We start from the raw sequence: 15,756 nt of genomic DNA, 5'->3' as shown, positions 1-15,756 counted from the left end.
CCGATGCACCCTGTCCAGTGGCGGGATCGAGAGCTGTGGACTAGTGCTAACTGCCTTCGGCGGCTTCTCGGATCTGCCGGAGGCTCGGGGTCTCGAGCGTCAATGAGTTCAGATCAAGAAACGCGAGGCTACTCTGCTGACCGTCGCAGCCGAAACTGGCGACCCGGCGGCCGTCGTCAGTGCGCCCGCCGCCGGGGGAGTGCATGTGGCCGTGCATGAGCAGCATCGGTCGCGCGACGTCCCACACCTGGCTCACCCGCCCCCGAGACGCGGCCGACTCGATGAGCGCATCGCTCGGAAACCCATTCGGGTTCGTTCGTAGTACCTCGCGCACACTTCGGACAGGCGTTCGTGCCGGTGACTCATGTGTGAGCATGATGTCTGCTTCTCCACTGTCGATGGCGGCTGCGACGTGGTCGTCGGTGATGGCCTCGTCAAGCCACCAGTCCCGGCCCTCAACGCGCCAGCGGCGGTCGACGGACGCCGCGCCACCCAGCGACAGCACCTTCCGACCCCCAATCTCTAGCCGCGCCGGTCGAGGCAGAAGCCACGTCACTTCCGATACGCGGATAGCCACGCCGGGGTGCGCGTCGAGAAGCGGGGAGATGACGTTCCAGGGTTCATGGTTGCCGAGCGTGACATACACCCGCTCAATACCTGCGTCGAGCAGGAGGTGGTCGGTGGCCGTCGGGTCCATCCACCAATCTCCGAGCTGCAAGATCGTGGTGACGCCGGGCGTGAACGCGGAGATGGCGGCCGTGAGAGAGCGCAGCCAGCTGACGTTGCCGTGCCAGTCGCCGCAGACCGCGACCCGCTCGTCCTCCAGGCGGGGCAGGGAATCGGTCTCAAACACTCTCATCACGACAGGGTTCCACGCGGCTCGCGCTTCCACGCGCCTGACGGCGATTGCGTCGGGGAGTCGGCGAAAAGCACCTCCGCCTAACGTGCGTTGGTTGTAGAGATGGGTTCCTTGAAGAGATCGCGGTTGACTTCGAGACCTTCAGCAAGCTCGCCGCAAGGCGCAATGACTGAACTGGCTGCGGTCGTGGTGCGCCTTGAGACCAAGTTGCCGACTCTTTGCGTACGGGTGTCGCTGCGGTAGGGCTACGGGCGACGTGGGATGTTTTAGTTGTGAGACTCACCGAGCACGTGGACATTCCCGACGAGCTGCTGGCTGCTGCGCGTGAGGGCCGACTTGTTCTGTTCGTCGGCGCCGGCGTGTCCATGAATGCGCCGTCGAGCCTTCCGGCTTACGACGGGTTGGCACGCTCCATTGCAGAGAACCTGGGCGAAAAATTCAATGAGTCCATATCCGCTGACGTATTTCTTGGTCAGCTCGCGAATACGCACCCTCTAGTTCGTGAGCAGGCGAAGGCGATCATCGCGTCTCCGTCATCACAGCCTAATTCGAACCACCGAGCACTTGCACGTTTGGCGGCGGCACTGCGCGCGCCGGTCGTGTCGACAAACTATGACGGACATATAGAGGAGGCGGCTGCAGAGGCATCTCTGTGTCTAGGTGATCGCTATGTTGCTCCAGCTTTACCGCTGGGGCGCAGCTTCAGCGGGTTGGTCTACCTGCACGGATCTACATCGAGACCAGCTTCAGAATTGGTCGTTACGGACGACGATTTCGGAAGGGCTTATCTGACAGATGGGTGGGCCCGCCGGTTCGTGCAGGACTTGTTCGAGCACTGGACGGTCCTGTTCGTCGGCTACAGCCACAGCGACGTGGTCATGACGTACCTCGCTCGCGGACTACCACCCAGCGCGCAGCCGCGATTCGTGCTCACCGACGAGCCCCACAACGCGCGATGGGAAAACCTCCACATCACACCCGTGGGCTACCCACCGGACAACGCGCATGCCGCGCTTACTGCGGCGATTGACGCGTGGGCATCGCTGATGAACATGGGCTTGCTCGACCATCACACTCGTGCGAGACGACTAGCCGAGGGGTCCCCACCGCGAATCCCTGAGGAGGCGGACTACCTTGCCGACGTATTGAACACACCCTCCGGAGCACGCGGGTTCGCGTCCGCGGCTTCGGGGTATGAGTGGCTTCGGTGGGTCGAGGAACAGCCGACATTTCGGGCACTCTTCCAGCCCGGGCGGTGCGAGGACGACGCTTCCCGGGTACTCGCCAATTGGTTCGTCGAACGGTTCATCTGCGTTCCCGAGCACTCAGCGCTTGCCCTCGGCACAATCGCGAGGCGCGGCCCTGTCGTCTCGAGCGAACTCCAGTGGGAGATCTCACGTGCAGCACGGACACTGCGTCAGACAGCACCGCGCGAAGCGATTCGTTGGATGACCGTCCTCGTCGCCGCAATACGAACAGATCCCGCAGAATCCGGACTGGCTTGGTTCCTTGGCTACGGAAATCCCGTCAGGGGAGGCGACGCGCTTCCGCTGTTGCGACGCGCCCTGGTCCCGCGCCTCGTCCTGACGGAAGACCGTCCTTGGTTTCCCACTGACGAAGACGAGAACCGCCCCCACGGGGTCTCCGCCGAGATTGAGTGGGCGGTTTCTCCGAACGTCTTGAAGAAGCTCTGGGAGCAAATTTCTGAGGACGCGTTGGAGACCGCCGACCGTGTGCTTCAGATCGCAGAGCAGGCTTTGACGGACGCATACGAACTGCTGAGAGCATTTGACCCGGACAGAGGATTCGACCGGTGGTCCTTCCGCCGCTCCGCTATCGAACCTCACGAACAAGACCGATTTGGCGATGAAGAGGGCACCGTCATCGACATGCTCCGCGATAGTGCGGCGCTCGCGTCCACCGACATCCGCGCGCTCTCCGATAGATGGATGGCGAGCCCACATGCTCTCTTTCGGAGGCTCGGACTCCACCTCGTCATCGAGTCCGAGACCCTCGACACCGCCGAGAGGTGCGCCCCGGTGTTGGGCGGTCTCCTCTACGATCCCGACACGAAACATGAAGCGTTTCGCCTTCTCGCTGTTGTCGCGCCCGACCTTGACGCTGCGCTTCGACGGCGCATGCTCGAGGCTGTTCTCGCCGGTCCGTCACGAGTGGACCCGGTTGAGGGGGCAGACCCGCTGCGACGCCGAGCCATCTTCGACCGGCTCGAGTGGCTCGGCAGATACGCGGCGACCTGGCCAGAGCTAGCCCTCGCAACCTCGGAAATTGCCGCAACAGAGCCCGAGATGGGAATCCGGCCGCATCCTGACCTCGACCACTACATGACGTCAGGCACGTGGGGAGGCAGGATGCCTCTAACCGTCGACGAGTTCATCGGTAACGTCAGAGAAGCCGGAGCGCACGCAACGGTGCAGGGGCTTTTGACGCTTGACTATTCGGAACGGAACTTCGAGGACCCCACGTGGGACGACACATGCCGGCTCCTCAGGGAAGTGGTGACGGCGCATCCCGTGGTCGGCCACGACCTTCTTCCCGAGCTGGACTCGGCTCCCATCGCCCGCCACCATGAACTCATCGCCGCCGTCCTCCACGGGTGGAGCCGAAGCTCCCTTCCACCCGAGTCTCTTGGAGACACCGTGTCAGCGCTCGAGCGGCTCAGCGTTCGACCCGAGCTTGCTCGAGCCGTTAGCGAGGTGCTCAGGACGCTACCGAGGCTGACCCCAGAGCCCCTCGCTCCCTCCTTGCTCGAACGACTGGACTCCATCGCCACCGGAGTGTGGATGAGAAATGTCGCGGTGTTCGACCCTGGGGGATGGAGCGATTCGCTCATGCGAGGCCTGAATACCTGGCCCGGCATCCTGGCTCAGTACTGGCTGAATCGGATATCGACGCGGTGGCGATCAGCACCAGATCAGTGGGAAGGGCTTGTCGGGCCCGAGATAACCGCCATGGAGACGATGCTGAGCGCCCCGGGGCCAGCGCGTAGCACCGCCGCCAGCATTCTGAGTGGGAAGCTGCACTTCTTGTTCGCTGCAGACGCGGACTTCAGTGTCGCTCACCTGTTTCCACTGTTCGACCCGGAATCATGCGATCTCGCGCCCGACGCGTGGTTCAGCTTTCTCCATGAGCCGAGGACACCACCGGACCTTCTGGACGCCGGATTCTGGCCCCTGCTCCTCCGCTCGTCGGACGCCGCAACCGCCGGCGGCGACGCCATGGCGTACCGATACTGGAGAACACTTGCCTCCATCGCAGTCTTCTCCACCGCCAGGGCGGTTGACCGCCCAGCGCTCCTAGACGTCCTCGCCCAGCCGGATCGGGCCGAACACCTGTCAGCATTCATCCGCGGGCTCGGCACAGTCGTAGACGAGCTCGATGAGGCCGGTCGAGAGGATCTCTGGTTGTCCTGGCTCGCCGAGGCCATCTCAAAGCGTCAGTCGTCCGCGCCCGGTGTTCAGACTCCAGAAGAACAAATGGCATGGGGAGATCTCGCCCTCGAGTTGGGGACCGCTGAGGCTCTATCCCTCACCGCGGAGGCTCCCGGCGCGATGAGGGAGCACACACGGTTCCATCACCTCGAGCCCGCACACGCGCAATCGCTCGCCGACCTCTTGGTCGGTATCGCTATTCAACGATTGGGGCTCACTCCCCAGCCTGACTGGCACGTGCGACACGAGTTGGAGGAATTGCTGATGAGCGTGCGGACGCACGCGGACCGAGGGTTGATCGGGGATCTCGCAGAGCTCGCCGTCGCGCGAGGCATCGTTGATGCGTTGACCTGGGTGAATTAGAGCACGTCGACTTTCTTGAGATTGAGGCCGCACTACTCCGCTGGCCCGCAGTCGCCGTGGGCGCCCCGGGCCGGCTTCTGTGCCGGCGACTCGTGTGTGAGCTCGATGTCCGTCGAAACGCTTGACATGTCGCCGGTGACTTGGACGACGGCGAAGGCTCGATAAGGCCATCAGATCCCGCCCTCGACGTGACAACCGCGGTTGACGGATACTGCGCCGACTCGCATCTCATACCGTGGCGGGGCAGAGAGGCGACGGGGAGATATGTGACGAATCAACGTGACGAGGGCGTGTGGTGGTGCGGCGTCCGCCGCCGCTGGGCGTGCCGTTGCAGAGTACCGCCGAGACTCCGATATGAACGGAGTATGCGAGCAGAGACCCGGGACCAGGTGCTTCGATCAGTTGACTTTGGGAGATACGAGGCAGACGGCGACTCGAGACTTCTCGAATACTTCCTGGAGACTGGTGCAACCCGACGCGCGGCGGCCGGAACGCAACTGGTCATCGGACGAAAGGGATCTGGAAAGACCGCGCTGTTTCAGCACCTAGCCGCCACGCTCGATCATGCTGTGGTCGAGCTGGATCTCTCGGAGTACGTATTCCAAGCTCACGACAAATTGAGGGAGGACGGTATACCGGCGGCGTTTGCATATGCCACCTCCTGGCGTCTCATCATCGCCGCGGCGATGTTTGCCAAGCTTCGGAAGTCGATGAGCTTCTGGCATCGGCGACGCGGCAAGAAGTTGCTCCGCGAGATCGGATTGGGCTCGAACCGCGGAGCGTTTGGTGCGATGGCTGAATGGCTTCAACGCGTCCGGCGTCTAGATTTGCCCGGGGTGGAAGGCATCGCCACCCTCGGTGGCATCGAGCTCGGAGACAGCCAGCCCAGCCTGATTGATGTGCGCACTATTCAACTGCTGGACGAACTCGAGGGCTTGCTCGCGAAGGTCGTCCTGAAGAGCCCTGTTACAGTGCTCGTCGACCGGCTGGACGACGCGTGGGACGGTTCTGAAGACTCGCTTCGGCTCATCATCGGCGCGGTTCGAGCTTCGAGACACTTCGCTCGGCGCTTCGGGCAACAGGGGACCGCGCCGGTCATCATCTTTCTTCGCTCGGATCTATGGGAGCGACTGGACTTCAACGATAAGAACAAGACCGGTCAGGTGACGATTTATCTTGACTGGCGCGACGAAGAGCTCGTGGAAATCATTGAAAGGCGTATACGTAGGAGCACCGAGTCTGAGAGCGAGGGGTGGGGCACGATTTTCACCTCCGAGGAGATGAGGCAGCGGGCTGGAACTCAGACATATATTCTGAAGAGAACTCTCGGCAGGCCGCGCGACATAGTTGCGTTCTCAGTATTTGCGCGCGAGGTTGCTGTACAGAACGGGCACTCGGTTATCGAGAAGGCTGACATCTATGCGGCCGAGCGGCGATATAGCAAGCATGCCCTCGATGAGCTGCGCGATGAGATCGCGGCCCACGTCTCGTCCTTCCCTCAGGTCATGGAAACTCTTCAGCGACTTGGACGACGAACGTTCACGGTCTCGGAATGGAACGCCGCTGCTTCTGAATCCGGAATGACCCCGAAAGAGGCATCTGAGGCGCTCGACCAGTTGTTCGAGTCTTCCACGGTCGGAGTCTTGCAAGCTGGCGGGTCGTCGGGGGGATCCGGAACGAGGTACCGCTATCAAGATCGTTTCCTGCGGTCGAATGCCTCCGCCGTGCTGCAGGTGCATCTTGCATTCGTGAGAGAACTCTCGCTCACTGATCGCTGAGTAGTGAAATTAAAGGCGAAGCCCGGAGGTACAGTCACGAGCTTGGTTCAGAAACACATGTGCACGTCGTCCGTACCGAGGTGCGCGACGTGTTCGGTGAGTGCGCGATCAATCGTGGCTAGTCGGACGGTAATCCCGGTACCCGGGCTGACGACCTCGGCACTAGTTGGCATTCAGGCCGTGCGTGCGGGTGTCCAGCGCCCGCTTGTAGTGGCCCTCCGCGTCGTTGATGACGCCCTCCGGTGTCGCCGGGTCGAACACCCGTAGCACGGAGAACCGGAACGAGCTGGCGTCCAGGCCCCGCAGGTCACGGTTGCTGCCGTGACCGTTCGCGGCGTACGCCGACCACCTCCCGCGGAGCGTGTCTGCACCGTCGGCCTTGCCGACGTACTGTCGGCCGTCTGCCGTGTCGGTGATGAGGTAAACGCCCTTCACCGCACCCAGTGCCGTCCGCCAGCTCGCGTACCGGGGCTCTCGCATCACCGCCTGCAGGTCCGCGTGGCTGAGGATCAGCTCATCGAAGCCCGGAAAGGGGACCGGTTCAGCGTCCGCAATACCCGTCACAGCGTTGCCGCTCGCGGGGCCGGCATTCATCCACCACCTCCGCGGAGCAGACCACTGGATGACGAGACGGCCGTGAAGGTCGGCCATCACGTTCGTTTCGACCAGGTCGAACTCGCGGCGGACGCCGTCGTTGCTCACCTCACCACGGTTTTCCAGTACGGACCAGAGGCGTGCCTCCCCGCCGCCCTCCTTGACGAACACCACCCAGAGCCTCGGCGGTACCGCCGGGAACCCGGAGACGCCCTGGTTGCGGGTGTAAGAGAGGATCTCGGCACCGGTGGAGTTCGGGTTGAGGCCCCTGCTCCCGGTGTCCTCATGCAGCGGCACGTACGCGTGCCGGATAACAATGGCGTCGCCCAGGTCGATGCCAGCGTCACGGAGCAGGGGAGCGAGGGTCAGAGCCATGTACAGAAGCTAGTCGCAACAGTCGGGGCCGGGCGCGGCGCCTCTCCCCCTTACGCCCGTCGCGTTGCCGAGGCGGAGCGCTCACAGGAAAACCGAGCGACCGCCATAGGAAAACTCCTGACCACATGCGGTCACCTAGAACACCAGGAATAGTTCTGCCAACAGCCCACAGAATGGGTCGGAACTCGAAAGAGTGTCCGGCCCTTCGTCATTTCTCGGCGGTGTCCGAGAGTTCGTCACCGCGTCGCCCATAGGGTGAGCCCCATGTTCGATTTCGACGAATTCATGATCGCCCTCCCATCCACTGTGATCATCGGGGGGATCTCGGCTCTGGTGTCGTGGCTCGTCATTCGTGGAGCGGTTCTCTCCGCGCTGCGCAAGTACCGCCGGGAACAGATCGAGGGGCATTCGGACCAGCTCTGAGTCCAGCAGGCCCAAGCCGCCCGGTCGCGAGAAGTCGAACGTCAACACCGGTGCGAGCATCTGGGGCTTCGGAAACGGAAAGCCCCCTCACCCCACCGCATCCCGCACCACCGCCGTCACCTCTCCCAGCAGATCCCGCGCCAGAAAACCCACGCCGGCCCGCTCGGTGAGCCGATCGCCCGAGCGGGCGTGCGCCCACCCGCCCCATACCGCCGCGCGTTCCGGCTCGAGCCCGCGCGAGGCGAACCCGGCGATGCAGCCCGACAGCACGTCGCCGCTGCCGGCCGTGCCGAGTCCTCCGCTGCCGGGCTCGGCCTGCCACACCCGCCCGTCGGGGGTGGCGACAGTGCCGAAGCAGTGCACCACCGCGCGGTAGAGGGCGGCGATCTCCGCGGTGTCCGCGGCGCGGTCCTCGCCGAGGTCGCGCTCGAGCAGCAGCGCGGCTTCTTCCTCGTTCGCGTTGATGAGCAGGTCATCGGGCAGGAGGGAACGATCGATATCCGACAGGATGCCGAGGGCGAACGCATCCAGCACGAGCCGCGCCACGTCGGCCCGCGCGATCGCGAGGAGGGCCGTGCGCGTGACGTCGGGGTCGTCGAAGCCCGGACCGAACAGCACCGCGTCTGCGGACTCGAGCGCCGAATGCAGGCCGTCGTCGAGGGAGTCGGCATCCCCTCCCCAGGCGTACACCCCGGCCTCCGGCATGGCAGTGCCGAGGCCCACCGCGATGTCGGGCGGAACGGCCAGGCCCACTCGCTCCGCGCCGACGCGGAGCGCCGCCTCGGCCGACAGCAGGACAGCGCCGGGCGACCGGGGTGAGCCGCCGACCACGACGACCTGCCCGCGGGCTTTCTTCGACCCGGGATCCGGTAGTCCCCACTCCCGCAGCAGCGCGCTGGTGACCTTCTCAACGGTGGGGGGCATCGGTCTCTCCGGAGTGGACGGTGACATCGGCGCCTTCGCTTTTCAGGTGGGTGACGTCGGAGAAGGTCACGAGCTTCCAGCCCTCGTCGGTGCGGACGAGCTCGGTGACCGACGCGTTGCGGACCGTGTGCGCGGCGGTGAAGGCGAGCAGCTCGGCCTCGTCCATCGGCAGCAGGATGTACAGCACGAGCATGATGACGGCATCGTGGGCGACGATCAGCGCGGTGTCGGCCGGCCGCTCGAGGTGCTCCGCGAGGAACGACCGCAGCCGCAGTGCGACGTCGGCCCACGACTCTCCACCGGGCGGGCGGTGGAAGAACTTGCCGAGATGGCGACGCCGCGCGGCCTCGTCGGGGTGCAGCTCGTGCACTCCGCGGGTCGTCAGCAGATCCAGGATGCCGAGTTCCCGGTCGCGCAATCGCTCGTCCACCCGCGGCCGGGAGGCGTCGGCGGCACCGCCCAGAGCCAGAGCGAGGGTCTGACGCGCGCGATGGTATGGCGAGACCCAACATTCCTCGACGGACGAGCCGTTCGTCTCCATCCAGGTGCGAAGGGCTCGGGCCTGCTTTTCGCCGACGGGGGAGAGGGGAACGTCTGCGTCGCGGACGTCGAGCGTGATGACCGCAGCCCCCTCGCGCTCGGCCTTCGACGCGGCGACGTTTCCCTCGCTCTCGCCGTGGCGGACGAGCCAGAGTCTGTTCACCGTCACTGTGTCACCTCCGCGTGCGTCACTTCCGTCTCCCGAACAGTCCGCGCCGCCGCTTCGTCGGCTGCGGGGCGTTCGAGGTCTCGGGCGCGTCCAGACGGATGCGGCGGCCCTCCGCGATGTCCTCGCGCTCCTTCGCGTGTTGCTTGTCGCTCTTACGCGTGTCGCGCGCGGGCAGTTGCAGATCGCGTTCGGCGGCGATCCCGCCCTGCAGCTGCCGGCCCCGCTCGAGCTCGGCGTCGAACTCCGCGCCGAAGAGCAGCGCGAGATTAGCGATCCACAGCCACAGCAGGAAGATGATCACGCCCGCGAGCGAACCGTAGGTGCGGTCGTAGTTCGAGAAGTTGACGATGTAGAAGGCGAAGCCCGCCGTCGCCAGTGCGAGGATCACGATCGCGACGACCGCGCCGAGGCTGATCCAGCGGAACTTCGGCTGCTTCGCGTTCGGGGTGGCGTAGTAGAGCACCGCGACCAGGAACACGATGACGAACAGCATCACGGGCCATTTGGCGATGTCCCACGCGATCTGCACGCCCTCGCCGAGACGCAGGGCGTTGCCGATGGCCGAGGTGACATCGCCCGAGATGACGAGGCCGAGGGCGACGAGGGCCAGGGACACTACGGCGATCACGGTGACGAGGAGCTGCATGGGGCGCAGCTTCCAGAAGGGCCGGCCCTCTTCGATCTCGTAGATGCGGTTCATCGCACGACTGAACGCTCCGACGTATCCCGAGGCCGACCACAGGGCCAGCACGATGCCCGAGACGAGCGCGAAACCCGCGCCCGGCGACGAGGCGATCTCCTCGAGCGGTCCGCTCAGGGAATCGGCGGCATCCGGAGCCACCTGGCGCACGATGTCGACGATCGCGGCCGCGGCGGCGTCGCCCTGACCGATGACGCCGAGGACCGAGAAGATCGCGAGCAGGGCGGGGAAGAGCGCGAGCACCGAGTAGTAGACGAGACCCGCGGCGGCGTCGAGGCACTGGTCGGCGAGGAACTCCCGCAGGGTCTTCTTCAGGACGTACCCCCAGGATCGTTTCTCGAGATCCGTGGGGGAGTCCGGTTTCTGCTGCGCTTCCGGGTGAGCAGTGGTGCGCGTGGTCTTCTGCCGTGCCATACCGACCGGTGTACGGCCGCGACGGCGAAAACGCCCACAGGGTTGTGCTGTCTGCGCGCGTGTGAGAACGGCGGAGCGCTCAGGCTGGCACTCGCCTGAGCAGAATGCGGGCCCTTGGCCGGCGCCACGCGTCTGTCCGCCGATCCGGGCGCAGCGTATGCGTGCGGGCGCATACGCTCCTCGAGGACCCCGACATCGAGATCGACACGATCTCGTTCCTCAGCGTGAACGCGGCCAAGGCCCGCGGCATCCAGCGCTGGATCACCCAGCGCCAGGGCTGGGCGTTCTTCCCCCTGCTGACCCTCGAAGGTGCGAACCTGCACGTCATCGGACTGCGGCACCTGCTTTCGCGCGAGCCCGTCAAGGGCCGCTGGACCGAGCTGTCGATCATCGCCCTGCGCTTCGCGGTCTTCGTCGCTCCGGTGTTCGTCTTCCTGCACCGGCGGCTGGTGGGCCACGTGGCTCATGGGCGGCCCCAGCTACCAGATGGAGCACCACCTATTCCCGAGCATGCCGCGCCCGCACCTCAGCAAGGCCCGTGCGATCGTCAAGGAGCACAGCCAGACGCTCAACGTCCCCTACGTCGAGACGACGCTGTTCGAGTCGTACGGCATCGTGATCCGCTACCTGAACCGGGTCGGACTCGCCGCCCGCGACCCGTCCGAGTGCCCCATGACCTCGGCGGCCGCGCGCGCCTGACGCCCGCACGACCGTCCGCCACAGAGGGCCCCGCATCGGAGCGGCGCCTCACACCGCCCCCGCCAGCGCCCTCCCCACCGTCCGCCCGGTGAACAGGCACCCGCCGAGGAAGGTCCCCTCGAGGGCGTTGTACCCGTGGGCCCCGCCACCGCCGAAGCCCGCGGCCTCGCCCGCGGCGTAGAGGCCGGGGATCGGCATCCCGGATTCGTCCAGGGCGCGGCCGTCGAGGTCGGTCTGGATTCCCCCGAGGGTCTTGCGCGTGACGATCCAGAGTCGCACGGCGATGAGCGGGCCGTGGCGGGGATCGAGGATCGCGTGGGCGGGGACCGTGCGGAACAGGCGGTCTCCGCGGAAGCGTCGGCTGTTCTGGATGCCGATGGTCTGCGCGTCTTTCGAGTACGGGTTCACGACCTCGCGGTCGCGCGCCTCGATCTGACGGCGGATGGCGTCCTCGTCGAGCAGCTCGTCTCCGGTCAGGGCGTTCATGCCGCGGACGAGCTCACCCAGGGTGTCGGCCACGACGAAGTCGGCTCCCTCGCGCTTGAAGTCCTCGACCGGGCCGGGAGCGGCGCGTCCGAGACGTGTGCGTAGCAGCAGAGCCAGGTCGCGGTTCGTGATGTCGGGGTTCTGCTCCGAACCCGAGAGCGCGAACTCCTTCTTGATGATCGTCTGATCGAGCACGAACCACGAGTAGTCGTAGTCGACGAGATCGCTGGTCGTGCGTAGCAGCTTCAGCGTGCCGAGGGTGTCGTACCCGGGCAGTCCGGGCGCGGGCAGGCGACGGCCTCGCGCATCGAGCCACATCGAGGAAGGACCGGGAAGGATCCGGATGCCATGACCCGGCCACACGGGGTTCCAGTTCTGGAGCCCCTCGGTGTAGTGCCACATGCGATCCCGGTTCACCAGGCGCACGCCCTGGTCCGCGGCGATGTCGAGCATGCGTCCGTCGACGTGGGCGGGGACGCCGGTGACCATCGTGCGCGGGGGCGTGCCGAGCCGCTCCGGCCACCACCGGCGCACGCGGTCGTGATCGCCGCCGATGCCGCCCGAGGCGATGACCACGGCCTGTGCCGACAGCTCGAACTCGCCGACCGCCTCGCGCGACGACGACACCCCGCGCGGTGAGTCGTCGGGGGCGAGGACGGTGCCGCGCACGCCGGTGACGGCGCCGTCGGTGAACACCAGACCGTCGACGCGGTGGCGGAACCGCAGGTCGACGGCATCCGCTGCTCTCGCCCTGTCGGCGAAGGGTTCCGAGATGCCGGTGCCCGTTCCCCACGGCACGTGGAAGCGGGGGACGGAGTTGCCGTGGCCGCCGGCGGTGAGCGACCCGCGCTCCGCCCACCCGACCACGGGGGTGAATTTCACGCCCTGCTGCTGCAGCCACGAGCGTTTCTCTCCGGCAGCGAACTCGACGTACGCCCGGCCCCACTTCTGCGCCCACTCGTCCTCGGGGTGGTCGCCGTCGAGACGGTCCCATCCGGCGGAGCCCTGCCAGTCCTGCCAGGCGAGATCGAGGGAGTCCTTCACCCCGAGGCGGCGCTGCATGGGGGAGTCGACGAGGAAGATCCCCCCGAACGACCAGAACGCCTGCCCGCCAAGGTTCGCAGCGTTCTCCTGCTCGACGACGATTACGCGCTTGCCCGCGCGCACCAGTTCATTGCTGGCGACGAGGCCCGCGAGGCCCGCCCCGATGATGATGACGTCGGCGTCCATGTTCTCCCTCGGCGTCGAGTGGTGGGTCCACGCTACGCCGAGTCTTCCTCGCGCCGGGTGTCAGCCGGGCAGTGCGGACGTCTTGGCCCGCTTGGGCGGGTAATCGCGGAGCGAGATCTCGCGGCTGTCGAGCAGGCCACGGCGGGCACGGACCATCGTCACGCCCTGGCGCCGCAGGGTTTCCGCGAGTTCCGCCGTGAGAGGTCCGAGGTGCGTCTTCTGCCAGCCACCCGCCAGCGTGTACGTGTGGGTCACCGTGCGGGGTCGAGTCATGGGTACCTCCTGAGGGAACCGTATCGGCCGCACAGCGCACTCATCCCAAATGTTTCGCACCCGTCATCTACCGGTTTTCCGGCGTAACCCGATCGGTCACGGTGGCGGCCGCGTGGGTGGCGCGGTCGATAATGGCGGGATGACCACCGCGCGCATCGTGATCCTGTTCGCCGTGGCCGCGGTCGCCGAGATCGGCGGGGCGTGGCTCGTCTGGCAGGCGGTTCGCGAGAACCGCGGCTGGTGGGTCGCCCTTCTGGGCATCCTGGCGCTCGGCGCCTACGGGTTCATCGCAGCGCTGCAGCCCGAAGCGCACTTCGGGCGCGTGCTCGCGGCCTACGGCGGGGTGTTCATCGCGGGTTCGCTGGCGTGGGGGATCGTGGTCGACGGGTTCCGGCCGACGATGTGGGACTTCGTCGGCTCGGCCGTCGCCCTCGGGGGCGCGGCGATCATCATGCTCGCTCCGGTGCTGGCCGGGACGAATGAGGCACCGGACGCGTGATTCCGCGACTTCGTTAGCCCGGAGAGTAATTAGCTAGGCGAGATATCGGCCGATTGTCAAGCGCCCTTCCCCGCGAGGGCCGCTCGCCGACACTGGGGTCATGAAGAACGAGAACACGCCTCACGAGGGCCTTGCCGACGACTTCGCCGATCTCGACACCGCGCGCCCCTTCGGTTCGTACCTGTCGGTGATCAACGGAGGCAACTAGTCGTCCAGAACCTCCGAGCGAGGTTCGCACGCGAGGGCCGGATGCCGACAGGCGTCCGGCCCTCTCGTCGTTTCCTCACCCGTGGAACGTCGCGCCCTTCACCACCCGGTCGATCACATTGCGCGGGCCGCGCACGGCGATCCCGACGAGGTCGAGCTCGGAGGCCGCCACGGCGGCGACAGCGGCACGGTTGGCCGCGTCGTGCGAGGTGTCGAACAGCTCGCGGGTGTAGATCGCGACGGAGACGTCCTCGCGCGCGGCGGCTTTGGCTCGGGCGCGGGCGAGCGTCTCGGCATCTGCGGTGAGCACGATGACCGGCTGGCGGAGCATCGGCAGATAGGTGGTGCCGTCGGCGTCGCGGTAGGGCTCGCCGACGAGGTCGTCTTCGCTGGTGGCGATCCCCGACATCAGAAAGGCCGTCACGTTCAGCTCCTGCCAGGCGGCGAGGTCGCCGGCGAGCACCACCACCACCTTGGTGTCGAAACGGGGTGGGTCGGAGCGGGCGGCGTCGGTTGCATCGGTCATGGATCCAGCCTCGGCCCGCGGTGTCGGGGCCGTCTTGTACGTTTCTTGCATGGTCGATCGCGTGCGGGCTTGGCATCCTGAGGTGCCGTTCCTCCGCGAGACTTATTACGCCGATCTCGATCACGCGTACCCCGTCCACACCCACGACGACTGGGCCGTCATGCTGGTAGACCGCGGAGCCGTGTCGTACGGTCTCGACGGCGCAGCGCATCAGGCGGTGCCCGCGGCGGTCACGCTCCTGCCTCCCGGGATCCCGCACGACGGTCGTTCCGCGCGCGCGGGCGAGGGGTATCGAAAGCGCGTGCTGTACCTCTCGGGCGACTGGTTGTCCGAGGCCACGGCTGCGCGTATCGCGCGACGGCCGACCCTCGCGCACGCCGCGACCGTAGCGGCGACGCAACGGATCCATGCGGCTCTGCGGCACCCCGGAGACGAGCTTGCCGCCGAGCAGTGGTTGCTCGCGGTTCGCGAGGCCGTGCTCTCGCACGCAGGGTCGGACACGGCAGTTCTCGCCGACGTCCCGTTGGCGCGGCGCCTGCGTTCTCTGCTCGACGACCGGTGGACGCAATCGTTCACCCTGGCCGAGGTGGCACTCGAACTGCACGCCCACCCCAGTCACCTCGTGCGCGTGTTCTCGCAGACGTACGGCATCGCTCCGCACCGCTACCTCGTGACGCGTCGGGTCGACGCCGCGCGCCGCATGCTCGTCGACGGCGGGCGGCCCGCGGACGTCGCCGCTCGCGTCGGCTTCCACGATCAGGCGCACCTGACACGTCACTTCCGACGCGTGCTCGGAGTCACGCCGGCCGTCTTCGCCGGTTCCGGGCGAGGGATGCCATGACCCCGCGCACCATCGAGATCGACGGGACGACGGTCCACGGCATCCCGTCGCTCTATGCGGAACTGAACCGCGTGTTCATGCCCTCCGAGGAGTGGACGCTGGGCGAGAGCCTCGACGCACTCGACGACCTGCTGTACGGCGGCTTCGGCGTCCTCGACGGAGCAGAGCCGGTGCGCGTGGTGTGGAAACGGACCGACATCGCGCGGGAAGCGCTGGGGATCGACGCGGCGCGCGAGTACTACCGCGCGAAGCTCGCCCGGCCGCAGGTGTACTCCGCGGCCGCCGCTCAGCGCGCCCTCGATGCGCTCGAGTCGGGGGTGGGCGAGACGTACTTCGAGCTCGTGGTGAGGGTGTTCCGGGATCACCCGAACATCGAGCTGGTGCTCGACTGACGGAGAGCGAGACCG

At 66.4% G+C, this 15,756-nt stretch carries 14 protein-coding genes and 1 pseudogene; 7 read left to right on the top strand and 8 right to left on the bottom strand.

Annotated elements, in window-relative coordinates; translation table 11 throughout:
- Positions 1-46 precede the first annotated feature (46 nt).
- Positions 47-859 carry a metallophosphoesterase family protein gene (locus tag F9B98_RS00840; RefSeq protein WP_150951599.1) on the bottom strand — a complete coding sequence of 271 codons (813 nt, stop codon included), beginning with the start codon at positions 857-859 and terminating at the stop codon, positions 47-49.
- 290 nt (positions 860-1,149) lie between these two features.
- Here F9B98_RS00840 and F9B98_RS00835 point away from each other — a divergent pair, with 290 nt between their 5' ends.
- Positions 1,150-4,671, top strand: a complete 3,522-nt coding sequence (locus F9B98_RS00835; RefSeq protein ID WP_225310176.1) for an SIR2 family protein — start codon at positions 1,150-1,152, stop codon at positions 4,669-4,671.
- A 140-nt stretch (positions 4,672-4,811) separates the two neighbouring features.
- The gene (locus F9B98_RS00830; RefSeq protein WP_150951595.1) at positions 4,812-6,449 is read left to right on the top strand and encodes a P-loop ATPase, Sll1717 family; all 1,638 of its coding nucleotides are present in this window, start codon (positions 4,812-4,814) and stop codon (positions 6,447-6,449) included.
- 162 nt (positions 6,450-6,611) lie between these two features.
- Here the strand turns inward: F9B98_RS00830 and F9B98_RS00825 are convergent, their stop codons facing one another.
- Positions 6,612-7,418, bottom strand: a complete 807-nt coding sequence (locus tag F9B98_RS00825; protein ID WP_150951593.1) for a GIY-YIG nuclease family protein — start codon at positions 7,416-7,418, stop codon at positions 6,612-6,614.
- Between the two features lie 264 nt (positions 7,419-7,682).
- Here F9B98_RS00825 and F9B98_RS15790 point away from each other — a divergent pair, with 264 nt between their 5' ends.
- Positions 7,683-7,841, top strand: coding sequence for a hypothetical protein (locus F9B98_RS15790; protein WP_191966607.1), 159 nt, complete (start codon positions 7,683-7,685; stop codon positions 7,839-7,841).
- Between the two features lie 87 nt (positions 7,842-7,928).
- Here the strand turns inward: F9B98_RS15790 and F9B98_RS00820 are convergent, their stop codons facing one another.
- From F9B98_RS00820 to F9B98_RS15780, 3 genes are read right to left on the bottom strand one after another with little or no spacing between them, the layout of a single operon-like run.
- Positions 7,929-8,765, bottom strand: coding sequence for an NAD(P)H-hydrate dehydratase (locus F9B98_RS00820; protein ID WP_150951591.1), 837 nt, complete (start codon positions 8,763-8,765; stop codon positions 7,929-7,931).
- A complete protein-coding gene (locus tag F9B98_RS15785) occupies positions 8,749-9,468 on the bottom strand; it encodes a histidine phosphatase family protein (RefSeq protein ID WP_318527673.1) in 720 nt (239 codons plus the stop codon). Before F9B98_RS15785 ends, F9B98_RS00820 begins: the two co-directional genes overlap by 17 nt.
- Before the next feature lie 25 nt (positions 9,469-9,493).
- A complete protein-coding gene (locus F9B98_RS15780) occupies positions 9,494-10,588 on the bottom strand; it encodes a YihY/virulence factor BrkB family protein (RefSeq protein ID WP_225310175.1) in 1,095 nt (364 codons plus the stop codon).
- 119 nt (positions 10,589-10,707) lie between these two features.
- Between F9B98_RS15780 and F9B98_RS00810 the strand changes: the two are divergent.
- Positions 10,708-11,287 (top strand): annotated as a pseudogene (locus F9B98_RS00810) (fatty acid desaturase family protein); the annotation flags it as partial.
- Between the two features lie 48 nt (positions 11,288-11,335).
- Here F9B98_RS00810 and F9B98_RS00805 read toward each other — a convergent pair.
- Both F9B98_RS00805 and F9B98_RS00800 read right to left on the bottom strand, forming a co-directional pair.
- On the bottom strand, positions 11,336-13,003 hold the full coding sequence (locus tag F9B98_RS00805; RefSeq protein WP_150951589.1) for an FAD-binding dehydrogenase: 1,668 nt from the start codon (positions 13,001-13,003) through the stop codon (positions 11,336-11,338).
- A gap of 60 nt (positions 13,004-13,063) precedes the next feature.
- The gene (locus F9B98_RS00800) at positions 13,064-13,276 is read right to left on the bottom strand and encodes an alternative tryptophan synthase beta-subunit (protein WP_150951587.1); all 213 of its coding nucleotides are present in this window, start codon (positions 13,274-13,276) and stop codon (positions 13,064-13,066) included.
- 139 nt (positions 13,277-13,415) lie between these two features.
- Here F9B98_RS00800 and F9B98_RS00795 point away from each other — a divergent pair, with 139 nt between their 5' ends.
- Positions 13,416-13,775 (top strand): YnfA family protein, encoded by a 360-nt coding sequence (locus tag F9B98_RS00795; protein ID WP_150951585.1) that lies wholly within the window; start codon positions 13,416-13,418, stop codon positions 13,773-13,775.
- Between the two features lie 283 nt (positions 13,776-14,058).
- On the opposite strand, the gene F9B98_RS00790 is transcribed toward F9B98_RS00795, so the two are convergent.
- Positions 14,059-14,508 (bottom strand): DUF2000 domain-containing protein, encoded by a 450-nt coding sequence (locus F9B98_RS00790; protein WP_150951583.1) that lies wholly within the window; start codon positions 14,506-14,508, stop codon positions 14,059-14,061.
- A gap of 49 nt (positions 14,509-14,557) precedes the next feature.
- Between F9B98_RS00790 and F9B98_RS00785 the strand changes: the two genes are divergently transcribed.
- The gene (locus tag F9B98_RS00785; protein WP_150951581.1) at positions 14,558-15,349 is read left to right on the top strand and encodes a helix-turn-helix transcriptional regulator; all 792 of its coding nucleotides are present in this window, start codon (positions 14,558-14,560) and stop codon (positions 15,347-15,349) included.
- The gene (locus F9B98_RS15775; RefSeq protein ID WP_191966605.1) at positions 15,346-15,741 is read left to right on the top strand and encodes a barstar family protein; all 396 of its coding nucleotides are present in this window, start codon (positions 15,346-15,348) and stop codon (positions 15,739-15,741) included. The genes F9B98_RS00785 and F9B98_RS15775 overlap by 4 nt, the downstream gene beginning before the upstream one ends.
- The last annotated feature ends 15 nt before the right edge of the window (positions 15,742-15,756 follow it).

It is taken from the genome of Microbacterium testaceum StLB037, assembly GCF_008763945.1.
GTDB classification, from domain to species: domain Bacteria; phylum Actinomycetota; class Actinomycetes; order Actinomycetales; family Microbacteriaceae; genus Microbacterium; species Microbacterium testaceum_G.
Note: the sequence above shows the minus strand (reverse complement) of the source record. Positions and strands in the feature narration are given on the sequence as shown.